This window comes from Alteriqipengyuania sp., assembly GCF_964222115.1.
In the GTDB taxonomy this organism is placed as follows: domain Bacteria; phylum Pseudomonadota; class Alphaproteobacteria; order Sphingomonadales; family Sphingomonadaceae; genus Alteriqipengyuania.
Window position 1 is genome coordinate 24557 of sequence record NZ_CAXQBM010000066.1, and the last position, 20527, is coordinate 45083.

20 protein-coding genes and 1 pseudogene are annotated in these 20527 nt (G+C 64.2%); 10 read left to right on the forward strand and 11 right to left on the reverse strand.

Annotated elements, in window-relative coordinates:
• The 7 genes and pseudogenes from rfbD to ACEQXE_RS10400 form a co-directional block, all read right to left on the reverse strand.
• The gene (rfbD, locus tag ACEQXE_RS10370; protein ID WP_370179098.1) at positions 1–873 is read right to left on the reverse strand and encodes a dTDP-4-dehydrorhamnose reductase; all 873 of its coding nucleotides are present in this window, start codon (positions 871–873) and stop codon (positions 1–3) included.
• Positions 870–1928 (reverse strand): annotated as a pseudogene (gene rfbB, locus ACEQXE_RS10375) (dTDP-glucose 4,6-dehydratase). Before rfbB ends, rfbD begins: the two are co-directional and overlap by 4 nt.
• 5 nt (positions 1929–1933) lie before the next feature.
• Positions 1934–2500 (reverse strand): dTDP-4-dehydrorhamnose 3,5-epimerase, encoded by a 567-nt coding sequence (rfbC, locus tag ACEQXE_RS10380; RefSeq protein ID WP_370179099.1) that lies wholly within the window; start codon positions 2498–2500, stop codon positions 1934–1936.
• Positions 2497–3378 (reverse strand): glucose-1-phosphate thymidylyltransferase RfbA, encoded by an 882-nt coding sequence (gene rfbA, locus ACEQXE_RS10385; protein WP_370179101.1) that lies wholly within the window; start codon positions 3376–3378, stop codon positions 2497–2499. The genes rfbC and rfbA overlap by 4 nt, the downstream gene beginning before the upstream one ends.
• 93 nt (positions 3379–3471) lie before the next feature.
• A complete protein-coding gene (gene fabI, locus ACEQXE_RS10390; RefSeq protein ID WP_370179102.1) occupies positions 3472–4275 on the reverse strand; it encodes an enoyl-ACP reductase FabI in 804 nt (267 codons plus the stop codon).
• On the reverse strand, positions 4272–5306 hold the full coding sequence (locus ACEQXE_RS10395) for a YihY/virulence factor BrkB family protein (protein ID WP_370179171.1): 1035 nt from the start codon (positions 5304–5306) through the stop codon (positions 4272–4274). Before ACEQXE_RS10395 ends, fabI begins: the two co-directional genes overlap by 4 nt.
• A 7-nt stretch (positions 5307–5313) precedes the next feature.
• Positions 5314–6288 carry a DnaJ C-terminal domain-containing protein gene (locus tag ACEQXE_RS10400; RefSeq protein ID WP_370179103.1) on the reverse strand — a complete coding sequence of 325 codons (975 nt, stop codon included), beginning with the start codon at positions 6286–6288 and terminating at the stop codon, positions 5314–5316.
• A gap of 171 nt (positions 6289–6459) precedes the next feature.
• Here ACEQXE_RS10400 and ACEQXE_RS10405 point away from each other — a divergent pair, with 171 nt between their 5' ends.
• Entirely contained in the window at positions 6460–7488 is a 1029-nt protein-coding gene (locus tag ACEQXE_RS10405; protein WP_370179105.1) for a DUF354 domain-containing protein, read from the forward strand.
• Here the strand turns inward: ACEQXE_RS10405 and ACEQXE_RS10410 are convergent.
• Both ACEQXE_RS10410 and ACEQXE_RS10415 read right to left on the reverse strand, forming a co-directional pair.
• Entirely contained in the window at positions 7485–8282 is a 798-nt protein-coding gene (locus ACEQXE_RS10410) for a class I mannose-6-phosphate isomerase (RefSeq protein WP_370179106.1), read from the reverse strand. The genes ACEQXE_RS10405 and ACEQXE_RS10410 overlap by 4 nt on opposite strands.
• On the reverse strand, positions 8279–9295 hold the full coding sequence (locus ACEQXE_RS10415) for a mannose-1-phosphate guanylyltransferase (RefSeq protein ID WP_370179107.1): 1017 nt from the start codon (positions 9293–9295) through the stop codon (positions 8279–8281). Before ACEQXE_RS10415 ends, ACEQXE_RS10410 begins: the two co-directional genes overlap by 4 nt.
• 80 nt (positions 9296–9375) lie before the next feature.
• Between ACEQXE_RS10415 and pdxH the strand changes: the two genes are divergently transcribed.
• The 3 genes from pdxH to ACEQXE_RS10430 are packed head-to-tail and all read left to right on the forward strand — an operon-like array spanning position 9376 to position 11770.
• Positions 9376–9999, forward strand: a complete 624-nt coding sequence (pdxH, locus tag ACEQXE_RS10420) for a pyridoxamine 5'-phosphate oxidase (protein ID WP_370179109.1) — start codon at positions 9376–9378, stop codon at positions 9997–9999.
• A complete protein-coding gene (locus ACEQXE_RS10425; protein ID WP_370179110.1) occupies positions 9996–10973 on the forward strand; it encodes a cation diffusion facilitator family transporter in 978 nt (325 codons plus the stop codon). Before pdxH ends, ACEQXE_RS10425 begins: the two co-directional genes overlap by 4 nt.
• Entirely contained in the window at positions 10970–11770 is an 801-nt protein-coding gene (locus tag ACEQXE_RS10430; RefSeq protein WP_370179112.1) for a PhzF family phenazine biosynthesis protein, read from the forward strand. Before ACEQXE_RS10425 ends, ACEQXE_RS10430 begins: the two co-directional genes overlap by 4 nt.
• Positions 11771–11784: 14 nt before the next feature.
• Here ACEQXE_RS10430 and ACEQXE_RS10435 read toward each other — a convergent pair whose 3' ends face one another.
• On the reverse strand, positions 11785–12918 hold the full coding sequence (locus tag ACEQXE_RS10435) for a serine hydrolase domain-containing protein (RefSeq protein ID WP_370179114.1): 1134 nt from the start codon (positions 12916–12918) through the stop codon (positions 11785–11787).
• A gap of 31 nt (positions 12919–12949) precedes the next feature.
• Here ACEQXE_RS10435 and ACEQXE_RS10440 point away from each other — a divergent pair, with 31 nt between their 5' ends.
• On the forward strand, positions 12950–13315 hold the full coding sequence (locus ACEQXE_RS10440; RefSeq protein WP_370179115.1) for a hypothetical protein: 366 nt from the start codon (positions 12950–12952) through the stop codon (positions 13313–13315).
• A 7-nt stretch (positions 13316–13322) separates the two neighbouring features.
• Here ACEQXE_RS10440 and mnmA read toward each other — a convergent pair whose 3' ends face one another.
• On the reverse strand, positions 13323–14477 hold the full coding sequence (gene mnmA, locus ACEQXE_RS10445; RefSeq protein ID WP_370179116.1) for a tRNA 2-thiouridine(34) synthase MnmA: 1155 nt from the start codon (positions 14475–14477) through the stop codon (positions 13323–13325).
• 122 nt (positions 14478–14599) lie between these two features.
• On the opposite strand from mnmA, the gene ACEQXE_RS10450 reads away from it, so the two are divergent.
• The 5 genes from ACEQXE_RS10450 (at position 14600) to ACEQXE_RS10470 (ending at position 20479) form a co-directional block, all read left to right on the forward strand.
• Complete coding sequence (locus tag ACEQXE_RS10450) at positions 14600–14884, forward strand: hypothetical protein (RefSeq protein ID WP_370179117.1); 285 nt, start codon at positions 14600–14602, stop codon at positions 14882–14884.
• On the forward strand, positions 14881–15180 hold the full coding sequence (locus ACEQXE_RS10455) for a DUF1153 domain-containing protein (RefSeq protein WP_370179119.1): 300 nt from the start codon (positions 14881–14883) through the stop codon (positions 15178–15180). Before ACEQXE_RS10450 ends, ACEQXE_RS10455 begins: the two co-directional genes overlap by 4 nt.
• Before the next feature lie 115 nt (positions 15181–15295).
• On the forward strand, positions 15296–15562 hold the full coding sequence (locus tag ACEQXE_RS10460) for a GlsB/YeaQ/YmgE family stress response membrane protein (protein ID WP_370179120.1): 267 nt from the start codon (positions 15296–15298) through the stop codon (positions 15560–15562).
• Between the two features lie 231 nt (positions 15563–15793).
• Positions 15794–16993, forward strand: coding sequence for an efflux RND transporter periplasmic adaptor subunit (locus ACEQXE_RS10465; protein WP_370179122.1), 1200 nt, complete (start codon positions 15794–15796; stop codon positions 16991–16993).
• A gap of 6 nt (positions 16994–16999) precedes the next feature.
• Positions 17000–20479, forward strand: coding sequence for an efflux RND transporter permease subunit (locus ACEQXE_RS10470; RefSeq protein WP_370179123.1), 3480 nt, complete (start codon positions 17000–17002; stop codon positions 20477–20479).
• Positions 20480–20527: the final 48 nt, after the last annotated feature.

Here is a 20527-nt window from a genome sequence, read left to right on the forward strand (position 1 = left end):
TTAGCCGAGCAGGCGGGCGACCGTCTCGCCCAGCGAATCCTGCCAGCGCGGCGCGCAATGGCCGAAGGTTTCGGCGAATTTCGTGCAGTCGAGCCGCGAATTGGCGGGGCGCGCCGCTTTGGTCGGGTATTCGGAAGCGGGAATGCCGGTCACCGTACAGGTCGGCCCGCCGTGCTCCTCGCTGGCCGCGAAGATGGCGCGCGCGAAATCGGCCCAGTTGGTGCTGCCGGTTCCGGCGAAGTGGTAAATCGCATTGGCACCGTGGGCCGGCTCTGTCTGCCAGCGATCCGCGACCGCCAGCAGCGCATCGGCAATGTCGAGCGCCGAGGTCGGGTTGCCGTGCTGATCTTTGACCACGTTCAGCGCGTCGCGGCTCTCGGCGAGGCGCAGCATGGTCTTCACGAAATTGCCGCCGAAGGGGCTGTAAACCCAGGCGGTGCGCAGGACAGCAGAGGTCGCGCCCGATGCGGCCAGCGCTTCCTCGCCTGCCAGCTTCGTCTTCCCGTAGACACCAATCGGCCCGGTCGGGTCGTCCTCGCGCCATTCCCGTTCGCCGCTGCCGTCGAAGACGTAATCGGTCGAGAGGTGGAGCACCGGCGCGCCGATTGCGGCGGCAGCGCGCCCGATATGGCCGGGCGCCTTGCCATTGATCGCCATGGCGAGCTCGGGCTCGTCCTCGGCCTGATCGACGGCGGTGTAGGCGGCGGCCGAGATCACCAGATCGGGCCGCGTGGCCTCGATTGTCCGAGCGATGCTCGCGGGATCGGCAAGATCGAAATCGGGGCGCGCTGCGAATACGAGTTCATGCGCGCCGTTTCGTTCTGCCAGCGAGCGGGCGACCTGCCCCTCGCGCCCGGTCACCAGAATTTTCATTTTCTTCCGCCGAGCCGTTCGCCGCCATATTTGCCCGAGCGGATCGGCCCCCACCACCACTCGTTGTCGAGATACCAGTCGATGGTCTTCGCAAGGCCGCTCTCGAAACTTTCCTCCGGCGTCCAGCCGAGCTAGCGCGCAATCTTGCTCGCGTCGATCGCGTAGCGGCGGTCGTGCCCCGGGCGATCGGTGACGAAGGTGATGAGGTCGCGGCGCGATCCGCCGCCTTCCAGCGGGCGGCGCTCGTCGAGCGCATCGCAGATCGCCTCGACCACTTGCAGGTTTGTCCGCTCCTGATTGCCGCCGATATTGTAGCTTTCACCCAGCTTGCCCGTGGTCAGCACGGTGATGAGCGCGCGCGCATGATCGTCGACGAACAGCCAGTCGCGCACGTTCTCGCCCGTGCCGTAGACCGGCAGCGGCTTGCCTTCGAGCGCGTTGAGAATGACCAGCGGGATCAGCTTTTCGGGGAAGTGATAGGGCCCGTAATTGTTCGAGCAGTTGGAAAGGACCACCGGCAGTCCGTAGGTCTCATGCCAGGCGCGCACGAAATGGTCGCTCGCGGCCTTCGATGCCGAATAGGGCGAGGAGGGCGCGTAGGGGGTCTCTTCGCTGAAAAGACTGTCGTCGAAATCGAGATCGCCGAACACCTCGTCGGTCGAGATGTGGTGGAAGCGGAAAGCTTCCCTTTTCGCGCCCTCCAGCCCGCGCCAGTATTCGAGTGCTGCGTCGAGCAGGCGGAACGTGCCGACGACATTGGTCTCCACGAAGGCGCCCGGCCCATCGATCGAGCGGTCGACATGGCTTTCTGCGGCGAGGTGCATGATCCCGTCGACCTGCTCCTCGCGCAGCAGGCCCAGCACCAGCTCGCTGTCGAGAATATCGCCCTCGACCAGCCGGTGATTGGTCGCGTTTGCGATCACCTTCAGGCTTTCGGGGTTGCCCGCATAGGTCAGCTTGTCGAGATTGATGACGCGCTTGCCGTCGCGCACCAGCATGCGCACCACTGCCGAGCCGATGAAGCCCGCGCCGCCGGTGACGAGAATCGTGTCCATCGGTCTCAACCCTCGTAGATAAAGGGGGAATCGAAATCGGCGAAGAGCGGCGCGTCGACGTCTTTTTCCGACAGGGTCGGCTCCGCGCCCACATCGGGCCAGTCGATGCCCAGCGCGGGATCGTTCCAGCGGATCGCGCCCTCGTGGTCCTTCGAATAGGGCCCGCTGACCTTGTAGAGCACCTCGGTATCGGGCTCGATCGTCATGAAGCAGTGCGCGAAACCGATGGGCACGAGCAGCTGGTTCCACTTGTCCGCCGACAGGGTCACGCCGACATGCTGCCCGTAGGTGGGCGAACCTTTGCGGATGTCGAGCGCGACATCGTAAACCGCGCCGCGCAGCACGCGGACCAGCTTGTCCTGCGCCACGGGCGGCACCTGAAAGTGCAGCCCGCGCACCGTGCCCACCTGCGCGGAGAAGGACTGGTTGTCCTGAATCCAATCAATATCGATGCCTTCCGCCTCGAATGCCGAGCGCTTGAAGACTTCGGAGAAGAACCCGCGATGATCGCCGTATTTGGGCGGGGTCACCTCGATTACATCGGGGATCGCGTGGCGGACAAACGCGGTCACGCGCGGCCCTCCGCCAGCTTTCTCAGGTAGCTGCCGTAGCCGGTCTTGCCCATCATCGCGCTGCGCTCGAGCAGCGCCTCCTCGTCCAGCCATCCCTGCCGGAAGGCGACTTCCTCGGGGCAGGCGATCTTGATCCCGGTGCGATGCTCGATCGTGCGCACGAAGCTCGATGCCTCGTGCAGGCTTTCGTGGGTGCCGGTGTCGAGCCAGGCATAGCCGCGCCCGAGCCGGGTGATATGGAGGTCGCCCCGCTCCATATACGCGCGGTTGACGTCTGTGATCTCCAGCTCGCCGCGATGGCTGGGCTTCACCTCGCGGGCAATGTCGACCACGTCGCTGTCGTAGAAATAGAGGCCCGTCACCGCCCAGTTGGACTTGGGCTTCGCGGGCTTTTCCTCGATGCTGGTCGCCCGCCCGGTCTCTGGATCGAACGCGGCGACGCCATACCGCTCGGGGTCGTCGACTTGATAGGCGAAGACGTTGGCTCCGCCCGCTGCGGCCTCGGCGGCGGCGGTGCGGCACTTCTCGCCCATCTTTTCGCCGTGGTAGATATTGTCGCCCAGGATCAGCGCGCTGGGGCCTCCGGAGACGAAATCCGCGCCGATGATGAAGGCTTCGGCGAGGCCGTTGGGCTGGGGCTGCTCGGCGTAGCTCAGCTCGATCCCGAAGGCGGAACCGTCACCCAGCAGCGCCTTGAACATGGGCAGGTCGCGCGGGGTGGAGATGACCAGGATTTCACGAATGCCCGCCAGCATCAGGACCGACAGCGGGTAGTAGATCATCGGCTTGTCGAACACCGGCAGCAGCTGCTTCGACAGTGCCATGGTGGCGGGATAGAGGCGCGTGCCGCTGCCCCCGGCCAGGATGATGCCTTTCACGAAAGAATGCCCCCGGTTTGCTTGCGAGAAAGTTCCGTCCGCGCGCCCCTAGCGCCCGACCCCGGGGGAGTCACCCCTGTTTGGGCCTGCGTGTCACCCCAGTGCGATATCGGGCGCGTCTTCCTGCTTCATGCCCACGATGTGATAGCCCGCATCGACGTGGTGCGTCTCGCCGGTCACCCCCGATGAAAGGTCGGACAGGAAATAAAGCCCCGATCCGCCAACATCCTCGATCGTCACATTGCGGCGCAGCGGCGAGTTCAGCTCGTTCCACTTGAGGATGTAGCGGAAATCCCCGATCCCGCTGGCAGCCAGCGTCTTGATCGGCCCTGCGCTGATCGCATTGACGCGAATATTGTCCGGGCCGAGGTCGTTGGCGAGATATTGCACGCTGGTTTCCAGTGCCGCCTTGGCGACGCCCATAACGTTGTAATGCGGGATGACCTTTTCAGCGCCGTAATAGGTTAGCGTCAGGATGCTGCCCCCGTCGCTCATCATCGCCGCGGCGCGCTTGGCCACAGCAACCAGCGAGTAGGCAGAGATGTTCATCGTCATCAGGAAATTGTCGAGGCTGGTATCGATATATTTCCCGCGCAGTTCGTTCTTATCCGAAAAGCCGATCGCGTGGACCACGAAATCCAGCCGATCCCAATGACCTTTCAGCGTGTCGAACGCTGCGTCGAGGTTGGCCATGTCGCTCACATCGCAGGGGATCAGGATGTCCGATCCCAATTGCTCGGCCAGCGGTCGCACGCGCTTTTCCAAGGCCTCGCCCTGGAAGGTGAAGGCCAGTTCGGCCCCATGCTCGGCCAGCTTCTTCGCAATGCCCCATGCGAGCGACTTGTCATTGGCGAGCCCCATGATGAGCCCGCGCTTGCCCTCCATTAACTGGGTCATTGGTCCTTCCTTTCCATTGCCAGCGCCTCTGGCGCGATCTGCGGCTCTCCTCCGCCCCGCCCGGTCAGCCGCTGTTCCTCGGGCGTTTCGGCGAGCGCTGCGTTTAGCTGTGCCCCGATAACGAGGCCAAGGCCGACGAGCCAGAAAAACAGCAGCGTGATGATGATCCCCGCGAGCGATCCATAGGTGAGATTATAGGCGAAGAAGCTGCGCAGAAGCGGAGGCAGTGCGACCGTCACTCCGACCCACCACAGCGTTGTGGCGACTGCGCCGGGCCACTTGGGGTAGCGTTTGCGGCGATAGGGACTGGGCGTGAGGATGTAGAACAGCGCGTAGATCGATCCGAACAGGCCGAAGCCCGGCACGAACCGGGCGAGAGACAGCTTGTCGAGAGCATCGCTCAGCAGTGGGAAATAGGCGTCGATCACCTGTTGCGCCGCGCCGATGGAGACCTGCGCGATCAGCGAGAGCATCAGCAGGATGACAGCGCCGATAATCATCGCGGTCGAAGCGAGACGGTAGAGCCAGAAAGCCTGCGTGGGTTCGGTGCCATAGGCGCGCCGCAGCAGATCGCGGATCGTCTCGATCAGGCTGCCGACGGTCCACAGGCCCACTGCGCCGCCCGCCCACAAAAGCCACCCCTGCCGCGAATCGATCACATTGCGTGCGACCGGTTCGATCACTTCGGCCACGACCGGTGGCATGGCGAGCAGGATGGCATTGATGCTCGCCGCACGCTCGCTGCCTTCGCCCAATGCTGCGAAAATGGCGGCCCCGGTGATGAAAAACGGGAAAATCGCCAGCATCGACATGTAGGCAAGGTTTCCAGCGTAGAGAAACCCGTCGTTGAATGTGCCGACCGCCACCCTCCGTGCCACCTCGTAAGAATGCCAGTGCTTCTTGACCGGCCCGGCCAGCGTGCTGCGCAGTTCCATTGCCTCGCGGCGACGGTCTTCGGGTGTCAGCGAGTGGATCTGTCGCGATTCACGGTCGGGCAGCGCTTGGCGCAAGCGTGGGATGATACGGCGCAGCGGCAAATCAGGCGCCCAGATCGGCCCGCGGGTCGCTCGTGTCGGTCCAGTCGCCCAGCGCATCCTGCAGCGGGCCGATATCGTCCGGCAGCACGATCTGGATCGTCACCAGCTGGTCGCCGCGCCCACCGCCCTTGCGCGAAAAACCCTTGCCCGCCAGCCGCATCGTGGTTCCGCCCGACGTGCCCGGCTTGATCGTGAGCATGACCGGCCCGTCGACCGTGGGCGCGCGCACCTTTGCACCCTTGACCGCTTCGGACAGCGTGATCGGCAGGTCCAGCCGCACGCGATCGCCATCCCGTTCGAAATGCGCATGCTTTTCGACCTGGATAGTGACGATCGCATCGCCGGCGCCGCCCGGGCCCTGCTCGCCCTTGCCGCGAAGCCGCATCTGCGTGCCGCTTTCGACCCCGGCAGGAAGCTTGAGGTCGATCGTCTTGCCGTCCTGCAACGTAATCCGCTGATCGATCAGTCGCGCCGCATCGACGAAGGGTACGCGCAGGCGATAGGCAATGTCGGCGCCCTTTCGTGGAGGAGGCGCCCCGCGCCGCCCGAACCCGCCTTGCGGGCCCCCGCCTCCCATGCCGCCCATTCCGCCGGCCCGGCCGCCGCCGAACAGGCCCTCGAACAGGTCGCCTAGGTCCACTTCCTCGCCGCCGAAGCCGCCAAAATCCTGCCCCGGATGGCGGCCACCCGCGCCGGGCCTGCCTCCTCCGCCGAAGCCTCCTCCGCCGCCCATTCCGCCGAAGGGATTGGCGGGATTGCCTTCGATATCGATCTCGCCCCGATCGTAGCGGGCGCGTTGCGTCCTGTCGGACAGCAAGTCGTACGCCTTGGTGATGTCCGAAAAGCGCTCTGCCGCGTTGGGATTGTCCTTGTTACGGTCCGGATGCAGCTCTTTCGCAAGCTTGCGATAGGCGCTCTTGATCTCTTGTTCGGACGCGGAACGCCCGACGCCCAGAATGTCATATGGATCCGCCATCGGGCACTAGCTAATTTCGCAGGGGCATAGGCGCAAGGAAATTGGCACGCCTGCCCCTTTGGCAGACAAGCAATCGCAATGGCTTGGGCGCAACCGGCTGGCGGCGATTGCACGGATCGGCGCGCAATGCTCAAGTCGGGGCGCGAATGCCTGCAAGAGTGCCCTAGTCCGATGCGAGTCCTGGTCGATATCGTCCATCCAGCCGATGTGCTGTTCTTCCGCCATCCGCTCCAGCGGCTGATGAGCGAGGGCGCGGAAGTGCTGATTGCTTCGCGCGAGAAGGATGTCGCGTGCGACCTGCTCTACGAATTCGGCCTGCCGCACCGGGTCGCATCGCGCGCCGGCAAGGGCACTTTCGGGCTCGCCCGTGAACTGGTGCTGCGCGATGCTGCCATATTCCGCATGGCGCGCCGGTTCAGGCCCGATGCCATGGTCGGTTTCGGCGGGGTGGCGATTGCGCATGTCGGCAAGCTGACCGGCATCCCGTCGGTGAGCTTCTACGCCGCAGACACGGCCAACCTCCAAACGCGCCTGACCTGGCCCTTCATCACGAAGCTCTACGTGCCCGAGCCCTATGCAGGCCCGGTGCCCGAGGGCCGCACGACGCGCTTTCCGGGCGTGAAAGAGCTGTCCTACTTCCACCCAGAGAATTTCGTGGTCGATCCCGATGTCGCGCGACGCAATGGCTGGGATGAGACGCGGGGGAATGTTTTCATCCGCACGGTCGGCTGGGGAGCGAACCACGATCTGGGCAAGTCCGGCTGGTCGGATGCGGACCTGGCGGCGCTCGTCGAGCACCTTTCGAAGCGCGCAAAGGTGCATATTTCGAGCGAACGGGCGCTGCCGCCGCAGCTTGATCAGCATCTCTACCGGGGGGACCGAAGCGCCTTGCACCACGTGATGGCGCAGTGCCGCCTCTATGTCGGCGAAAGCGCCACCATGGCGCACGAGGCGGCTTTCCTGGGCGTACCCGCGATTTACGATGGGGCCGACCACCCCGGCACCACGCGCGAGCTGGCGGCGCATGGGATGCTGGTGGCCTTGCGCCAACCCGGAATTGCTCCGCTTTTAGAGACGGTAGAGGATATGCTGGGCGAGCAGCGCCGCACACAGGTGATGCAGGCGCGCGATGCCTATCTGGCAGAGCGCCCCAATCTGGCGGGATATATTGCCGATGCGATCCGGCAGGCTGCGCTCTAGGCGGACGTGTCTTCGACCAGCGCGAGGCTGGCGCCGTCCGCCAGTTCCAGCCCTGCGATGCCTCGGGACAAGGTGCAGGTGCCCACATCGAGGGGTGTGCCATCCAGCGCGATACCTTCCGCCAGTGGGAGCAGCAGAACGTCGTCGGCAAAACGGCCCTTGGGCACCGATGCCCCACTTGCCAGCTTGGCCACGCGAAAGAACTCGCCATCGATTAGCTCGGCATAGCCAGTCGCTGGAGCGTGGCTGTGCAGGGCGGTGTCGTAGGGCCCACGATGAGCAACCTGCAACCCGTCCTCGAGGTGCAGTTGGCGAGGGCGCCCGTAATCGTAGAGGCGGTATGTGATGTCGCTGTTCTGCTGCACTTCGAGCAGGCTAATCCCGGCACCGATCGCATGCACCGTGCCGGCGGGGATCGAGAAGAAATCGCCCGCCTGCACTTCGACATAGCCGAGTGCATCCTCGATACTGCCGTCGAGCGCGGCGGCGCGCAGGTCGTCTACGCTCATCTCCCCGGTCAGCCCTACCGCGAGCTTCGCGCCGGGTTCCGCGTCGAGGACATACCAGCATTCGTTCTTACCGCGCTTGCCGGCTGGGGCCTGCGCGTCGTCGGGGTGCACCTGCACGCTGAGCGCTGCGTCGGTGAAGATGAACTTGACCAGAAGGTTGGCGAGCTCGGGCGGCGGATCGAACCAGATTTCGCCGAGGGGTTCGTCACCCGGGTTGGTGAAGGGCGGCGGAGGAACCTGCCGGCCCCAGACCTTGTGCACCAGATGGGTGGGCAGCTGCCTCATGGCCGCGAAACGCCTTCGAGCTTGCCGACGCCCTGCGCGCCCCTCGCGTTGGTGACGAGAATGTCGTCCCCATCGACCACCACGATCACGTCTTCCATCCCGACCACCGAAACGCGCGGCCCATCGCTGTCGACCATTACATTGGTGCAGTCGCGCAATTCGTGCTCGCCTGTTGATTCGCCACCGCGCGCCTCGCGCAAGGCGTCCCAGTTGCCGATATCGGACCATCCCATTGAGACCGGGACCATCGCGGCCTTGGCGGTGTTCTCCATCACCGCATAATCGACCGAATCGCCGTCGATTTGAGCAAACGGTGCTTCTGCAGGGCGGAAGACCTGCCCGTCGCCCTCGCCCCCGGCCACCGCTTCGGCGCATAGCCGCGCCATCTCGGGCCGGTGGGTCGCGAGTTCTTCAAGAAAGCGCTCGCGCCCGAAGGCGAAGATCCCGCCGTTCCAGCTATAGCGCCCATCCGCGAGGAATGTCTCGGCGGTTTCGAGGTCCGGCTTCTCGACGAAGGCTTCAAGCGCGTACCCGCCCGGAAGTTCCTCGCCGCGCCGCAGGTAGCCATAGCCGGTATGGGGGCTGATCGCCTCGATTCCGAAGCTGACGAGATAGCCCTGCTGCGCCAGCCCCGCCGCAGCCTCGGCCGCAGAGCGGAAGGCTGCCTCGTCGGCAATATGATGGTCGCTCGGGCAGATCAGCAGCACGCTGCCTTCGGGTGCGCGGTGAGCGGCGAGTGCGATGGCGGGCGCAGTGTTGCGGCCCGTGGGCTCGGCAATGATCGACAGCGCTTTGCCGCCCTGCTCGCGCACCAGCGGCACATGGACCTCGCCTGCCACCACGATGGGCGCGGTAAACAGGGCTGGGTCGGCCACCCGGTCGATCGCCTGCTGGAACAGGGTCCGCTCGCCGAGCAGGGGCAGGAAGGGCTTGGGCTTGGCGCGTCGGCTGCGCGGCCACAGGCGGGTCCCCCCACCGCCGCACAGGATCACAGGCTGGATGTTCGCCGTCATGGCAAACGGCTCTAGCGAGGCATCTTTGCAAATCAAATGCCGTAATTGCCTGCGTCCGCCCGCGCAGCTAGAGCCCGGACATGAGCGCACCAGAGCCAATGCCGACGACAAGCGCGCTGCCCGACAGCGATCCGCTGGACCTTTTCGAGACCTGGTTTGCCGAGGCACGCGAGGCAGAGCCCAACGATTCGAACGCCATGGCGCTGGCCACCGCGACCCCCGACGGGCGGCCTTCTGTTCGCATGGTGCTGCTGAAAGGGCATGGGACAGAAGGCTTCACCTTCTATACCAATGCGCAAAGCCGCAAGGGCGAGGAAATCCGCGCGAACATGCATGCAGCGCTGCTGTTCCACTGGAAGAGCCTGCGCCGCCAGATCCGTATCGAGGGCCCGTTAAGCCAGGTCGCGGACGACGTGGCTGACGCCTATTTCCATTCGCGTTCGCGCCCATCTCAACTGGGTGCGGTCGCATCCGATCAGTCCCGTCCGCTGGACGACCGGGCTACATTCGTGGAGCGCTACGCGCGAGCAGAAGCGCGGTTCGAAGGCGGCGAGGTCGAGCGGCCGCCCCACTGGACCGGGTTCACGCTGACGCCCGAACGGATCGAGTTCTGGCTCGACCGGGCCAATCGCCTGCACGATCGCCGGGTCTTCACCCGCAATGCTGCTGGCGACGGGTGGACGAGCACATTGTTATATCCATGAGAGGCGGGACGGCCAAGGACAGGGCGAACCTTGGGCGCAGCGCTGCCATCGCGTCGATCGTGACTGCACTGTTCCTCGTCGGCCTGAAGCTCTGGGCCGTCTGGCAGACCGATTCGATGGCTTTGCTAGGTTCGCTGGCGGACAGCACGCTCGACCTGGTGGCCAGCCTCGTCACGCTGACCGGCGTGATCATCGCCGCGCGACCGGCGGACCGCACCCACCGGTTCGGCCATGGGAAAGCGCAAGCACTGGCGGCCATCTTCCAGGTCATGCTGATCGCCCTCTCGGCAGCGGGCATCGCCATGCGTTCGACAGAGGCATTGGTCGAGGGCGAGAGATTGGCCGCTGCCGGGGAGGGCATCGTCGTGAGCGTGATCGCGATATGCGCAACCTTCGCGTTGCTCGCCTATCAGCGCTTTGTTATCGCGCGCACGCGATCGGTCGCGATCAGTGCCGACCATGTGCATTACCAGAGCGACCTGCTGCTCAACCTTGCGGTCATCGCGGCGCTGGTGCTCGATCGCTATCTCGGTCTGGCAGGCGCTGACCCGCTTTTCGGCCTCGGCATTGCTGCCTGGCTGCTATGGGGCGCATGGCGCGCGGGCGGCGAAGCGATCGACCACCTGATGGATCGCGAATGGCCCGAGGAAAAGCGCCTGCGCTTCATCGCCATTACCGCAGCCCACCCGGAACTCTCCCGCATGCACGACCTGCGCACGCGTACCAGTGGCGGGATCGATTTCGTGCAATTTCATGTGGACCTTCCCGGCGACTACACCGTTGAAAAGGCGCACGACATTATCGAACGGGTCGAGGATGACCTGCGCGCCGAATTCCCCGACGCGGAGGTTCTCATTCATATCGACCCTGCCGGACACGTGGACGATCCTGCCAATGCCCTGGTCGAGGAAGACCAGTTCAAGAAACTTGGAGAGAAGCCGATGACCAGCGACCGCACCGGACACGAGGCATGAGCACACTGCCTTACTGGCATGTTGATGCCTTTGCCGACCGCCCCTTCACCGGCAATCAGGCGGCCGTAATGCCGCTGAGCGGCTGGCTGCCCGACGCCACGCTGCAACGCATTGCCGAGGAGAATAACTTCGCGGAGACTGCCTTCGTGGTCCGCGATGATGGCGGCGCGTCGGACTGGGAATTGCGCTGGTTCACACCCACCAGTGAAGTTGCGCTATGTGGCCACGCAACTCTTGCCGCAGGGCATGTCCTGTTGGGTCGCGAAAAGAAGGACTCGGTTTCCTTTCGTACGCGCAAGGCCGGTATCCTCGAAGTGCGCGGGATCGACCAGGGCTACGAGCTGGCATTGCCGATCACCACGGTGAAAGAAGCGGAATATCCCGCGCTGCTTTCGGCCCTGCATGTCAATGCACCGCTGTTCGAATCGGTGAGCGGCGCCGAGCAGACCACCATCGTGCTGCTGGAAAACGAAGCGGCGGTGCGTGCGCTCAATCCCGACATGAGGGCCTTGGGCAAGATCGACCGGATGGTGATTTGCACCGCACCGGGCGAAGAGACCGATATCGTCAGCCGCGTGTTCGTGCCTGCCTGGGGCGTGCCCGAGGATAGCGTGACAGGGTCTGCCCATGCCGCTCTGGCTCCGTTCTGGGCCGAGCGTCTGGGCCGCGATACGATAAGCGCGTTTCAGGCGTCGACTCGCGGTGGCCTGCTGCAGTGCCGGATGGATGGCGAACGTGTCTGGCTGGGCGGGCCGTGCGTCACTGTCGTGGAAGGCAATTTCCACCTGCCCGAATAGCCCTGCAGATAGCTCTATCGGGTCGGGTAAAGTTCGATCACGTCGTTGATCTGGCGCAGCAGTGCGCGCCGCTGCTCGGCATCCGAATGGCCCAGCCGCACCACGGTGAGCTGCTGTTGCGGCGAGACGACGATGTACTGCCCCATGTGGCCGATTGCGGCGAAGATGCCGCTGGGGCTGTCGATCGGGTAGAGTGAATCCTTGGGATCGCCAGCCTGCGTGTTGAGCCAGGTCTGCCCGCCGTAGAACGGCGCGGGCGGGCTCGGCTCCAGCATGAATTCGATCCACTGGCGCGGGACCAGCTGAGTGCCGCGATAGCTCCCGCGATTGCGCAGGAATTCGCCGAAGCGTGCCCAGTCGCGCAGGCTCGCATGGATCGTGCTGCCCCCGATCAGGGTGCCCGCCGCATCATATTCGGGCACCATCGAGGTCATCCCCAGCGGGCCGAACAACCGTGTCTTGAGATAGGTATCGACCGCCTTGCGACGCGTTTCGGGGTCTTTGCTGCCCTCGCTCAGCACGTCGGCGGCGATATCGGCGAGGATCACGGTCGTATTGCTCGAATATTCGAACTTCTCGCCCGGCTCGGCTTCAAGCGGTTGCTCTTCCGCAAATTTGGCCATGTCATCGCGCTGGTCGAGGAACAGCATGCGCACTTCGCTCGATTCGTAGGGCACTTCGCCACTCTCTGTATGGTCGAGGCCGGACCGCATTTGCAGCAGGTGGCGCAGCGTGATTTCCGCGCGCGCATCGCCGGGGCGCTGCCATTCGGGAACCGGGGCAGGAGCATCCAGCTCCAGTGCGCCATCGGCCACCAGCATGCCGATCATCACCGCAGTTACCGTCTTGGCCATCGACCAGCTAATGAACCGGGTGTCGGCATCGTAGCCATCGGCATAGTGCTCGGCCACGATTTCCCCGCCGTTCATGACCAGCGCGGCGCGCGTTTCGCCCAGGCCCTGCTCGGTCTCGAACAGGTCACCGAATTCCAGCGCCAGCCGCTCCCTGCCAACCCCAGGGCTCTCAGCGATAAGGGAAAGTTCGGCATCGGTGGGGCCGGGATCGGGCTCTGCGCCGCCGCCGCAGGCAGCAAGCGACAGGAGAAGGCAGAGAGGGGTTGCAAGCGCGAGGTGGCGAGGCGAGAACATGGGCACAGCAATTCGCACGAGAGGCGCCCGCTTGGCAACGACCGAAACATACTCCCGCGATGTGCCCGCGCGTAGCCTGTGGCCGCGCATCCTTCTGGTACTCGTGCTGGTCCTGCTGACCATCGTCGCCGTGGCGTGGTTCGCGAACCGGACTACGATCAACGGTTATGCGCAGACCGGCGCGTCCTATGCCGCGCGTGTCGCATGCTCATGCCGCTATATTGGCGGTCGCTCGATCGGCGATTGCGCGAAGGATAAGGTCGGCGGGATGGAACTGGTGCGGCTGTCCGACGACCCGAAGAGCAAGAGCGTTACGGCGACTTTCCCGCTCGTCGCGAGTCAGACAGCGACCTACCGTGAAGGCTATGGCTGCGTCCTCGAACAGTGGGAAGACTAGGCCGATCCTAGGCCGCCGGCACCGTCCGCTCGATCCAGCCGCCGCCGACCACCCGCGCGCCAGCATAGATCACTGCCGCCTGGCCGGGCGCCACGCCGAACTCGGGCGTGGTGAAGGTGAGCGTCACAGCGTCCCCATCGCCTAGCGAACCTTGCAACTCCACCGGCACGGGCTTGGACAGCGAACGGACCTTGGCAGTGAGCGGCAGGTCGGGCAGCGGGCCGATGCGATTCGTGTCGACCAGCTGCGCGCTGGCCGTGGCCAGCATAGCCTTGGGGCCGACGCGCACTTCGGCGATATCGGCATCGAGTTCGACTACGTAGAGCGGTTCGGGTTGCCCGCCGATTTCCAGCCCCCGCCGCTGGCCGACGGTAAAATGGATCACGCCCGCATGCTCGCCCAGCGTTTCGCCGGTCTGGGCGTGGACGATCGCGCCCGATCTTCCGCCTTCGGGGCGCAAGCTCTTGACGATCTTGGCGTAATTCCCGTCCGGCACGAAGCAGATATCCTGGCTGTCCGGCTTGGCGGCATTGCGCAGGCCCGAGTGTTCCGCCAGTTCGCGCACTCGCGTCTTGGGCATGCCGCCCAGCGGGAAGCGCAGGAAATCGAGCTGGTCTTGCGTGGTCGCGAAGAGGAAATAGGACTGGTCGCGGCTGGCATCCTGCGCCCGGTGCAGTTCGGGCCCGCCGGGGCCGATGGCGCGGCGCACATAGTGCCCGGTCGCGAGGCAATCGGCATCCAGTTCGCGCGCCATGGCGAGCAGGTCGGTGAACTTGGGCCCCATATTGCAGCGGATGCACGGTACTGGCGTACGGCCTGCGAGGTAATCGTCGGCAAACTGCTCGACCACCGATTCGCGGAAGGCGCTTTCGTGATCGAACACGTAGTGCGCGATGCCCAGCCGGTCCGCCACGGCGCGCGCATCTGCAATATCGTCGCCCGCACAGCACGCGCCCTTCCGCCCCGTCGCCGCGCCGTAATCGTAGAGCTGGAGCGTGATCCCGACCACGTCGGCGCCGGTTTTTGCCGCTAGAGCCGCCACGACCGAGCTGTCGACACCGCCGGACATCGCGACAACGATGCGGCAATCGGCGGCGGCGCGGGGCAGATCGAACAGGCGGGCAGCCTCGTCTGCAGTCAAGGTAGCGGCGGGATCGGTCATGTGTGCTTGTGCGCGCATATAGACGCTGCCGGGTGCGAGACAAGCTAACCGGCTGTACGAGCGATGCGGCTATTGGCCCGCCTTTACCGCTTGTTGACCATCATCGCGTTAGGGATCGTCTCATGTTCGAAGGACTTGAACACATTACCGCGCCAGACGATGCGACGGGCGAAGACGGGCTGCGGCGCGTCGGCTGGGCGGAGCTTGCCGCCGCGATCAGCCTGTCGCGCAGCATGCACAAGGGCGAGGATCGCCTGCTGGCGAAAGTGGGCCCGTCCTTCGACTACACCGAACGAAAAGACGAATGCGGCGTTAACCCTAGCTCTTTAGCGAGCCGCAAAGCACCCGGGGATAGAGACAGGCTTAGCGTAGCCCATACCCCCAGGCGCCACCGAGAGAACCGATGATCGAGAACCAGAGAATCAAACCAGACCAAGTGATCGGCCCGCTGGGCGAGCCGCTGACGCTGGCCGACCTGCCGAGCCCCAGGACCAAGCGATGGGTCATCCGTCGCAAGGCAGAAGTGGTGGCAGCCGTGAATGGCGGCCTGCTTACGATCGACGAGGTTCTCGAACGTTACGGTCTGACGCTGGAGGAATTCGCATCCTGGCAGCGCGCGGTCGACCGTTCGGGCATGCAGGGCCTGCGTGTTACCCGTATCCAGCATTATCGCGACTTGTACGAACGCCAGCTCAAATACTGACCCATTGACGGCCGATCCGGGCAGGAGAATTCATCTCTGCCCGGGAACCTGCCGTCCCCCCTCTCCGTTGCACACCCGTAACCCAGACGGGTGCAATAAAAACAGGAGTTGGGACATGAGTTGGATTATCGCGATCATCGTCGGGGGCGTGGCGGGCTGGATTGCCAGCATGGTCATGGGCCGCGATGCGTCGATGGGCATTTTCTGGAACATCATTGTCGGCCTGATCGGTTCGCTGATCGGCAACTGGGTTGGCAACACCTTCCTCGGCGTGGGCGGCCCGATCGGTTCGTTCAGCCTTGAAGGCTTTCTGGTTGCCATCCTCGGTGCTGTGATCCTGCTGGCAATTGCCAATTTGGTTCAGCGCGGACGCCTTCGCTAGCCAAAGCTGCAAGCTAACACATGGGGCGGTCCGACCTTGGGGTTGGGCCGCCCTTTTTCGTGCTTCTGTACCATCGGCACGGTCGCTGTTTCTTTCGTCAGGTGGACTTTGCAGTTGGTAGAGCAGTCGATTGCCTGTGGTGTCTTGTGCGCGTAAGGCGCCGGTGGATCGGATTTCGCCTATCCGCAACAGGGATCGGCTAATACCCGCAACTGCGATGGGAGCCGGACGATGAACTACCAACCGCCGACCGGCCATGAGGAAGACGGACGCCGCATGACGCAAAGTTATACTACAACTACGGTCGATCAGCCTTCGGACGGAAACCGCACGCGGAACATCGTGATTGCGGTGATCCTGGCGCTCGTGATTGCACTTGTCGCCGGATGGTTCGCGCTGAGCGCCACCACCGAAGCACCCGAAAAGGCGGGGGCGGGCGACCAAGCGCCGGAGATCACCGTGATCCAGCCGGGGAGCGGCACGATCGAGGGCACGATTACCGCCACCGGCACGATTGCCGCACGGCGATCGCTCCCGGTAGGCGTGGTTGGTGAAGGCGGTCGCGTCGTCTCGGTCAATGTCGAGCAAGGCCAGTGGGTCCGCGCGGGCCAGGTGCTCGCCTCCATCGACCGCTCGGTGCAGAACCAGCAGGCGCGCGCGCAGGCTGCGCAGATTCAGGTTGCGAGAGCAGATGCAGAATTGGCGCAGAACAACCTCGATCGCGCACTTCAGCTCGTCGAGCGCGGGTTCGTCTCGACCGCCGATGTCGACCGCCTGACCGCGACGCGCGACGCCGCGCGGGCGAGGGTCGATGTGGCGCAGGCGCAGCTGGGCGAGCTTCGAGAGCGCAATGCACGGCTCAGCATCGTCGCCCCGGCCGCGGGTCTGGTGCTCGAACGCAATATCGAACCCGGCCAGACGGTCAGCGCAGGGATCGCCTCCGCCTTCGTGATTGCACAGGGCGGGCAGATGGAACTGCGCGCACGCGTTGGCGAAGCGGACCTGCAGCAGCTGGGCGTGGGCGTGGCGGCCGAGGTATCACCGGTCGGCTCAAGCGAGCGCTACACGGGCCAGATCTGGCAGATCGAGCCAACGGTCGACGAACAGAGCCGCCAGGGCACCGCGCGCATCGCGCTCGCCTATCGCCCCGGTCTTCGTCCGGGCGGGTTCGCGACCGCCACAATCAGAAGCGGTACGACCGTGGCCCCCTTGCTGCCCGAAAGCGCGGTTTTGGCCGACGACAATGGCAGCTATGTCTACATCGTCGACAAGGCGAACACGGTGCAACGTCGACCGGTCGAAACCGGTATGATCACCGGGCAGGGCATAGCGATTACCAAGGGCCTGACCGGCAACGAACGGATCGTGCTGACTGCCGGCGGCTTCCTTAATCCTGGTGAGCGGGTGAACCCCGTGATCCGCAAGAAGTAGCCTGCCATGAACTTCCGTAACATCTCCGCCTGGTCGATCCGCAATCCGGTCATCCCGCTGGTGTTCTTCACCGCGCTGCTGTTTGCTGGCCTGCTCAGCTTCTCGCAGATGGACGTGGTGAATAATCCGGAAGTCGAGTTCCCTGCGGTCAATGTCAGTATCTCGCAGCCCGGCGCCGCGCCGACCGAGATCGAGAACCAGATCACCCAGCTGGTCGAATCCGCAGTGCGATCGATCAATGGCGTGAAAACGATCAACTCGACCGCGTCCGAGGGCAATTCGAGCACCTTCATCGAATTCGAGATCGGCACAGATCCGGACGATGCGGTTTCGGAAGTGACCAACGCCATCAACACCGTGCGGGGATCGCTGCCCGACGGCATCCTGGAACCGCGCGTGTCGAAGCAGGAAATTTCCGGCGGCTTCCTCGGCATTTATGCCGTCGAGGCGGACGACATGACGCTGGAGCAACTCAGTTGGTTTATCGACGATGTCGTAGCCAAGAGACTGTTGGGCGTTGAGGGAATGGCCGAGGTCAACCGGTTTGCCGGAGTGGACCGCGAGATCGAGGTGATCCTCGATCCTGAAAAGATCCAGTCATACGGAGTAACCGCCAGCCAGCTTAACGGCGCGCTGCGGCAGAACAACCTGAATGCCGCAGGCGGCGCAGCCGAGGTTGGCGGCACGCGCCAGTCGGTCCGCGTGCTCGGCAACCGCCAGGATGCCTACACTCTCTCGCAGCAGCAGATTCAGTTGGGCGACGGGCGGACGATCAAGCTGGCCGACGTGGCGACCGTGCGCGATGGTTTCTCCGAACAGACCTCGATCAGTAAGGTGCGCGACAAGGAAGTCGTAAACTTCGCGATGTCGCGCGCCAAAGGTGCCTCCGACGTATCGACCTTTCACGATGCCCTGGCAGAGATCGAGAAGATCGAGGCCGAGAATCCGGGCGTGAATTTCATCCCGCTGTTCAACACGGTCAAATATACCGAGGAACAGTACGAAAGCTCGATGGCGATGATGATCGAGGGCGCGCTGCTCGCGGTCGTGGTGGTGTTCTTCTTCCTGCGAGACTGGCGCGCGACCTTCATCTCTGCGGTCGCGATCCCGCTCTCGGCAATTCCGACCTTCTGGTTCATGGATCTGCTCGGGTTCAACCTGAACTCGCTATCATTGCTGGCACTGGCGCTGGTGGCAGGGGTGCTGGTCGACGATGCGATCGTGGAGATCGAAAACATTGTCAGACACATGCGAATGGGCAAGAACGCGTACCAGGCGTCGATCGACGCGGCGGACGAGATCGGCCTGCCGGTGGTCGCGACCAGCTTCTGCATCGTCGCGGTGTTCCTCCCCGTGGGCCTGATGCCGGGCATCTCGGGCCAGTTCTTCAAGAACTTCGGCATCACCGTGGTGATCGCGGTGCTTATGTCGCTCGCGGTCGCGCGCATGATCACACCGATGCTGGCAGCTTACTTCCTCAAGTCGAAGGGCCATGCGAGCCACGGCGAAGGGCCCGTGATGGATCGCTACATGAGCATCCTTCACTGGTCGCTAGAACGCGGCAAGATGCTCCGTCGGCGCGAAGGCATCGAGCCGCCGAGCAAACGCTTCATTTACCTGCCGATGCTGCTGGTGACCGTGCTGTTGCTGATCGTCATCACAGGCCTCGTTTTCTTCGCCGTCAATGGGGCGCTGGCCGGACTGGGGCTGGCGGAAGCTGCGGGCAATGCGGTCGCAACATCGCCAGATTCGAAGATCGGCACGTTCTACAACCGCGCGGTCGGGATGGTGCAGCTGATCCTCGCTGGCGCAGTTGCCTTTGGCGCCGGTTGGCTTTTGCTCAAATTGCTCGGCCTACCATTCATGGCGTTCGGTCAACGCGCGCGTGACGTGTGGCGCTATCTCGAAGCGCGTTTCTACGATCACCGCGTCTGGATGCTGATGATCGGCTTCTTCTCGCTGCTGCTGACAATCCAGCTGTTCATGCAAGTGCCCGCACAATTCCAGCCGCTTGTCGATAGCGACAACAGCCAGGTCCAGATCGAGATGGTGCCGGGCACCACGCTGGAAGATACCGAGCTGGTCGCCGATCGGGTCGCCGCGATGTTGTATGAGCAGCCCGAGGTCGAACGTGCGCTGGAGCGCGTGCGCATGGGCAGCGCCACGATCTACATCACACTGTCGCCCGATCGCGAACGCAAATCGTTCCAGTTCGAGCGCGAACTGGCGCCAGAACTGGCCAAGATTCCCGATGCCCGTGTGCGATTCCAGTCGCAGGGCGGCGGGTTCGGCAGTGGGCGCGACATTACCGTGATGCTCGCCGGTTCGGACCCTGTCCTGCTCGAGGAGACCGCTTCGGAGCTGGTCGAGCAGATGAAAGGGCTCGATACACTGGTTGCGCCGCGGATCGAAGCCGATCTCAACCGGCCCGAGCTGATCATCAAACCGCGCCCCGACCTGGCGGCCGAGCTCGGCGTGTCGACCATCGCGCTCAGCCAGACGATCCGGATCGCAACCTTGGGCGAGATCGAGCAGAACGCAGCCAAGTTCTCGCTGTCCGACCGGCAGATCCCCATCCGGGTCAAACTGCCCGAAAGTTCGCGCGAGAGCCTGACCACGATCGAAAACCTGCCCGTCCCCACGCTTCGTGGGGGCACCGTCCCGCTCAGCCGCGTGGCAGATATCAGCTTCGGCTCGGGACCAACCGCGATCCAACGTTATAACCAGAGCCGTCGGGTCCTCGTCGGCGCGGACCTTGCCCAGGGCGTGGTCAGCGGCGAGGCACGCACCCAGATCGATGCCCTGCCCGCGTTGCAGGACCTGCCACAGGGTGTCTCCCGCGATGCCGTGGGCGACGAGCAATGGCAGCAGGAACTGGTTACCAGCCTGATCTATGCCGTCATCTCCGGCGTCTTGCTGGTGTTCGCGGTGCTCGTGCTGCTGGACAAGCGGTTGATGAGCCCGCTCGGCACCATGACCCGCCTTGCGCTCGCGCCGCTGGGCGGCATCTTCCTCGTCTGGATCGTCGGCCAGCCGCAATCCATGCCCGTTTATATCGGTGTGTTGCTGCTGCTGGGCATTGTCTCCAAGAACTCGATCCTGCTGATCGACTTCGCGATCGAGGCGATGGACGAAGGCCGCGACAAGATGGAAGCGATCCTCGATGCAGGTCACAAGCGTGCGCAGCCGATCGTTATGACGACCTTCGCGATGACCGCGGGGATGATCCCGACCGCGCTTTCCGGCATACTCGGTTCCGGTGACGGTGCATGGCGTGCCCCGATGGGCACGATGGTGATCGGCGGACTGGTCGTCTCGACCTTGCTCACGCTGCTGATTGTGCCCGCGGGCTTCAGCCTTGCCGACGGGTTCGAAAAGCGGGTCGGCCCGTGGCTGCGCGATAGGTTGCTCAGCTATCGTCCAGGCGACGACACCGATGGCCGCTATCGCGGCGACGGTGAGCAGGAACCTGCGCCGGCCGAGTGACGCGCACGCCCATCTCACCTGCCCTCGGTTCGGTCGCGACGCCCGATC

Excerpts from the sequence above, each read along its gene's own strand:
- rfbD (WP_370179098.1), bottom strand. The coding sequence starts at position 873 with ATGAAAATTCTGGTGACCGGGCGCGAGGGGCAGGTCGCCCGCTCGCTG.
- fabI (WP_370179102.1), bottom strand. The coding sequence starts at position 4,275 with ATGACCCAGTTAATGGAGGGCAAGCGCGGGCTCATCATGGGGCTCGCC.
- ACEQXE_RS10400 (WP_370179103.1), bottom strand. The coding sequence starts at position 6,288 with ATGGCGGATCCATATGACATTCTGGGCGTCGGGCGTTCCGCGTCCGAA.
- ACEQXE_RS10405 (WP_370179105.1), top strand. The coding sequence starts at position 6,460 with ATGCGAGTCCTGGTCGATATCGTCCATCCAGCCGATGTGCTGTTCTTC.
- ACEQXE_RS10410 (WP_370179106.1), bottom strand. The coding sequence starts at position 8,282 with ATGAGGCAGCTGCCCACCCATCTGGTGCACAAGGTCTGGGGCCGGCAG.
- ACEQXE_RS10415 (WP_370179107.1), bottom strand. The coding sequence starts at position 9,295 with ATGACGGCGAACATCCAGCCTGTGATCCTGTGCGGCGGTGGGGGGACC.
- pdxH (WP_370179109.1), top strand. The coding sequence starts at position 9,376 with ATGAGCGCACCAGAGCCAATGCCGACGACAAGCGCGCTGCCCGACAGC.
- ACEQXE_RS10425 (WP_370179110.1), top strand. The coding sequence starts at position 9,996 with ATGAGAGGCGGGACGGCCAAGGACAGGGCGAACCTTGGGCGCAGCGCT.
- ACEQXE_RS10430 (WP_370179112.1), top strand. The coding sequence starts at position 10,970 with ATGAGCACACTGCCTTACTGGCATGTTGATGCCTTTGCCGACCGCCCC.
- ACEQXE_RS10435 (WP_370179114.1), bottom strand. The coding sequence starts at position 12,918 with ATGTTCTCGCCTCGCCACCTCGCGCTTGCAACCCCTCTCTGCCTTCTC.
- mnmA (WP_370179116.1), bottom strand. The coding sequence starts at position 14,477 with ATGACCGATCCCGCCGCTACCTTGACTGCAGACGAGGCTGCCCGCCTG.
- ACEQXE_RS10450 (WP_370179117.1), top strand. The coding sequence starts at position 14,600 with ATGTTCGAAGGACTTGAACACATTACCGCGCCAGACGATGCGACGGGC.
- ACEQXE_RS10455 (WP_370179119.1), top strand. The coding sequence starts at position 14,881 with ATGATCGAGAACCAGAGAATCAAACCAGACCAAGTGATCGGCCCGCTG.
- ACEQXE_RS10460 (WP_370179120.1), top strand. The coding sequence starts at position 15,296 with ATGAGTTGGATTATCGCGATCATCGTCGGGGGCGTGGCGGGCTGGATT.
- ACEQXE_RS10465 (WP_370179122.1), top strand. The coding sequence starts at position 15,794 with ATGAACTACCAACCGCCGACCGGCCATGAGGAAGACGGACGCCGCATG.
- ACEQXE_RS10470 (WP_370179123.1), top strand. The coding sequence starts at position 17,000 with ATGAACTTCCGTAACATCTCCGCCTGGTCGATCCGCAATCCGGTCATC.